The 3,645-nt window shown below is 42.8% G+C and carries 5 protein-coding genes; all 5 read left to right on the forward strand.

Going from position 1 to position 3,645, the window contains the following annotated elements; genetic code table 11:
- Positions 1–217: 217 nt before the first annotated feature.
- The 5 genes from B7X71_RS13680 (at position 218) to B7X71_RS13700 (ending at position 3,428) form a co-directional block, all read left to right on the forward strand.
- Positions 218–751 (forward strand): hypothetical protein, encoded by a 534-nt coding sequence (locus B7X71_RS13680; protein ID WP_293599396.1) that lies wholly within the window; start codon positions 218–220, stop codon positions 749–751.
- A gap of 241 nt (positions 752–992) precedes the next feature.
- A complete protein-coding gene (locus B7X71_RS13685) occupies positions 993–1,559 on the forward strand; it encodes a site-specific integrase (protein WP_293599397.1) in 567 nt (188 codons plus the stop codon).
- A 112-nt stretch (positions 1,560–1,671) separates the two neighbouring features.
- Positions 1,672–1,962: a hypothetical protein gene (locus B7X71_RS13690; protein WP_216220103.1), complete on the forward strand. Its 291-nt coding sequence runs from the start codon at positions 1,672–1,674 to the stop codon at positions 1,960–1,962.
- Positions 1,940–2,269: a hypothetical protein gene (locus B7X71_RS13695; protein WP_293599398.1), complete on the forward strand. Its 330-nt coding sequence runs from the start codon at positions 1,940–1,942 to the stop codon at positions 2,267–2,269. Before B7X71_RS13690 ends, B7X71_RS13695 begins: the two co-directional genes overlap by 23 nt.
- Before the next feature lie 382 nt (positions 2,270–2,651).
- A complete protein-coding gene (locus B7X71_RS13700; RefSeq protein WP_293599882.1) occupies positions 2,652–3,428 on the forward strand; it encodes a hypothetical protein in 777 nt (258 codons plus the stop codon).
- The last annotated feature ends 217 nt before the right edge of the window (positions 3,429–3,645 follow it).

Below are 3,645 nucleotides of genomic sequence, written 5' to 3' on the forward strand. Positions count from 1 at the left end.
CAAGGGCTAAATATTTACGAGTCGCGTAATGAGTTGCATTGAGATGCGATTAAGAAATAAGTTGCAGTTGCAGTAAGAGATGCAGTTAGTTGCTGTATTGGGGACAAATGAGTAGCTCTGAACAGCAACTCATGCAACAGCAACTATCTTTTGTCTCTGCTACTCCCTGCATCTCAAGCAACACCGCGACTTCTTTCAACATTCAAGGAGATTAAAAATGAAAGAAATCACAGCCCGCTTATGGGAAAACAAAATGTACGGAACAACCTTCGGCAAAGGTCAATATCGCAAAGCAATTTACAACGGAACATTAGAGATCCCAAGTCCTTATGCCAAGTATTTAGTAGATTTTGAAGAAGTTGAAGCCTGGTTTCACTTTCCAAAGAGCCCAGTGCATGTAGAAATGGCTAATCGCTTAGCCAACCCACCAGTCAATGAAGATGGAGTTTTAATGAGCTGGATATATCGATACGAGAATGCTTCAAAGACCGCCATTGAGGGATATGCGGCCTTAGATATGAACTACAGCAGAATCACCATCCAAATTGATGACTCTGCCTATGGAATCAATGAATACTGGGAATTGCCTATCCGCAGCTGTATTGCCAGAATTCCTGGAAAACCCACGCCTGCACTGATTGCTACAACGCAAACGGAGCTAAATACCCCTCAAAAACCGTCTACAAAAGGCGTATTTGTCGGCGGACATAAGCAAGCACTTGAGAATTTACAAAAGTACGCTATCCAGTGATTTGAGGTGTTAGCTAAGGTCGTCGCCTAAAGACGACAGATCTTAGTAAATATTGCTAAATACTTATAAGCAAATACGGGTTAAGAAAATAACTATATTCTTAACCCGAACTTGTAAGTCATTGATTCTTGGAGATCTTTTTGTCCTGTTAAGTGACGCTTAGCAAACAAACTGAGGTCGACCTTTCCTGCTTAAGGAAACATACTTAAAACGCACATTTTATTTATGACAGGAAAACCAAATGGCACAAGCAAAAACCTTATCTCAAGCAGAACTTGATCAAGTTCTTAATTACGTCAGTACCAAAAAATACGCTTTGCGTGATCGCGCAATCATCCTCACCAGCTTTCTCGGAGGGCTTCGCGTTGCGGAGATCGCATCTTTAACCATGGGGGACGTAGTGAACCCCGATGGCACCATTAAGAATGAAATTCGTTTATCGGCCGCGCAAACTAAAGGCAAATATCCCAGAACCGTCTTTGTTTCCCAACGTTTGCAGGTGGAATTGGCTAATTACCTCACCACAAGGCATGCTAAAGGCGCTGATATTCCCTTTTTTCATACCGATCATCGCTTACGTTTTAGTCCTAATGGCTTATGCGTGTGGTTTCATCAGCTTTATAAGAATGTAGGCATTAGCGGTGGGAGCAGCCACTCGGGCAGAAAGTTTTTCATTACAACTTTGGCTAATAAAGGCATTGGCGTTCGAATCTTAGCCTCTTTAGCTGGTCACAGATCGATTGCTGTAACGCAAAGATACATTGATGTAAATGATGAACAAAAGAGAAATGCCGTTGAACTGATCTAAGTGAGTTCGAGCCAAGGGCTTTGCCCAGGATTGGGTCATGGTGAAACATCAGTCCGATTGTATAAAAATCATGCTATAATGCAATCATGCAGCATGAATATAGGAGAATGCCATGGGCGCAGTCATAGATCACCAGGTTATTAAGTCGATTGGATCAAGCGGGCAAATTTCGCTTGGTAAAGAGCATGCAGGACGTCAAGTACTGGTAGAAACGCCTGAGCCAGGGGTTTGGGTAATTCGTACAGCCACGGTTATTCCTGATAATGAACGTTGGATGCATACGCCTGTCGTTAAAAAGGACTTATCGGCCGCTCTAGCTTGGGCACAAAAAACCCCGGCAAAAGCGACTGATCTTTCTAAATTAAAAATGGCTAAAGCGCATGGCACGAAACGTAAAGCCTGAGCCATTAGTTGAGCTTGATCTCAATAGCCCGATCTTTCAATCGGCTTGGGAGACATTGGAGTTAGTCGAACAAGAGAAGGCCTTTGCTACTTTTGAGAAAATCACGCAACTGAGCTGGAACCAGGTTTACCGTGATAAAGGTCTCAAATGGGAAAAGATTCATAGTGTCCCCGCCCCAAAGGGTATCGATGCGCTCTACTCCTTTCGGGTTAGCAAATCAATTCGGGGAATTGGCTTTAGAGAGGATCATTTTCTTAGAGTGTTATTAATTGAGCCAGACCACGATGCTGCCTACGGAAAAAAGTAAGCAGCTAAGCAGCTATTAGACCCTAATCAACCAGCCCATCACCCGGCTGGTTTTTTTATTTTTAGAGCGAAGTAGTTGCCTAAGATTAATAGTAAATTGAAATCACTTCACTGAAAATTTTCACAATAATTTCACATTTAATTTTTGCATGGAATTTTCAAACGAAGTTTTTTGGTGATTTTTTCTCACAAATAAAATCGCCTGCTAAGCCCCTGTTCATGGAGCTTTGATTTTTCCTATTTTTTGGTCAAGGAAATAAAACAACGCTGTGATTTGTTCGAAAAATCTCAAAAATATACAGTGACTCCATCAACACAAAAAGTTTCATCAGCACTTTCGCTAAAACCGTGTTGGTATTTTTAAAACTTGAAGGAGCAACACCATGAGAATCACAGCAAATCAAAAGCAAGAAATCGCTAACGCCACTTTGGTAAAACTAGATGCATTAGCAAACCGTCGTCAAGTCTGGCAACGGGACTTTTACGATAAATCCAATAAGGCGCTTTACGCCCTTCTCTCGGATTGCCTTGGTATGTATTACGAAATTAAAGGCAGCTCTGCTGAGAAAGTCGTTTTAGAAGGTATTAAAGCCAATCTAGAAGGACGTGGCATTAAGGTACAAACCAGCACCCCAGTACTGACCTTGATCGTAAAGTACGTATTTAATGCTGAGCGCCGCCGCGCTTCTGCTTATTCCCGTGCATTACGAGTAGCAGCTAAAGAGTCGATTTCAGTGGGTAATTTCGCTGAATGGGTAATCAAGGTAGGCGGTATTGAAGAAGTAGCCAGTACTAAGGGCATTACCGATGAGACCATTAAAAAGCGTAGTCAGCTTGATAATAAGGTTGCCGAGGTTAAGCAATTATTAGTTAACCAACTACAACACCCGTTGAGTTTGGTGCCAAAAACTGCCTTAGCGCATCCAGCTGATTCTGCTGAATACACGCTCTTAATTGGCAAGATGCTAGCTAGTGGTCAAACGCAGGTTTTAAGCGTAGTGCCAGGCTCTACTACTGCCATGATCGAGCAAGCCATACGTAAGATTGCTCAAGAACTACTGAATAAGGTTGATGAGCATATCAAAGCCCAAGCAGAGCTTGCAGCACAAGCGGCAATTACTGAAGCGGCTAACCAAGCCTACTTCAAAGAGATGGCTTAAGCCTTTGCAAGTCTTGACAGGGGTGCGGTACCTATCACCTCACCCCTGCTTTTACCCAAATTAGAAAGGAATTACCATGAGCTTCGCACTCAAATACGCACCCACCTGTCTAGATGACGTAGTTATTGGCAGTCAAACCCTTAAAAATAGGCTATCTGACTACATCAATGATCGGGACTTAAAACCCCTCATCCTTCACGGCGGGGTTGGTACTGGC

It is taken from the genome of Polynucleobacter sp. 39-46-10 (genome assembly GCF_002282275.1).

Excerpts from the sequence above, each read along its gene's own strand:
- B7X71_RS13695 (WP_293599398.1), top strand. The coding sequence starts at position 1,940 with ATGGCACGAAACGTAAAGCCTGAGCCATTAGTTGAGCTTGATCTCAAT.
- B7X71_RS13680 (WP_293599396.1), top strand. The coding sequence starts at position 218 with ATGAAAGAAATCACAGCCCGCTTATGGGAAAACAAAATGTACGGAACA.
- B7X71_RS13685 (WP_293599397.1), top strand. The coding sequence starts at position 993 with ATGGCACAAGCAAAAACCTTATCTCAAGCAGAACTTGATCAAGTTCTT.
- B7X71_RS13700 (WP_293599882.1), top strand. The coding sequence starts at position 2,652 with ATGAGAATCACAGCAAATCAAAAGCAAGAAATCGCTAACGCCACTTTG.
- B7X71_RS13690 (WP_216220103.1), top strand. The coding sequence starts at position 1,672 with ATGGGCGCAGTCATAGATCACCAGGTTATTAAGTCGATTGGATCAAGC.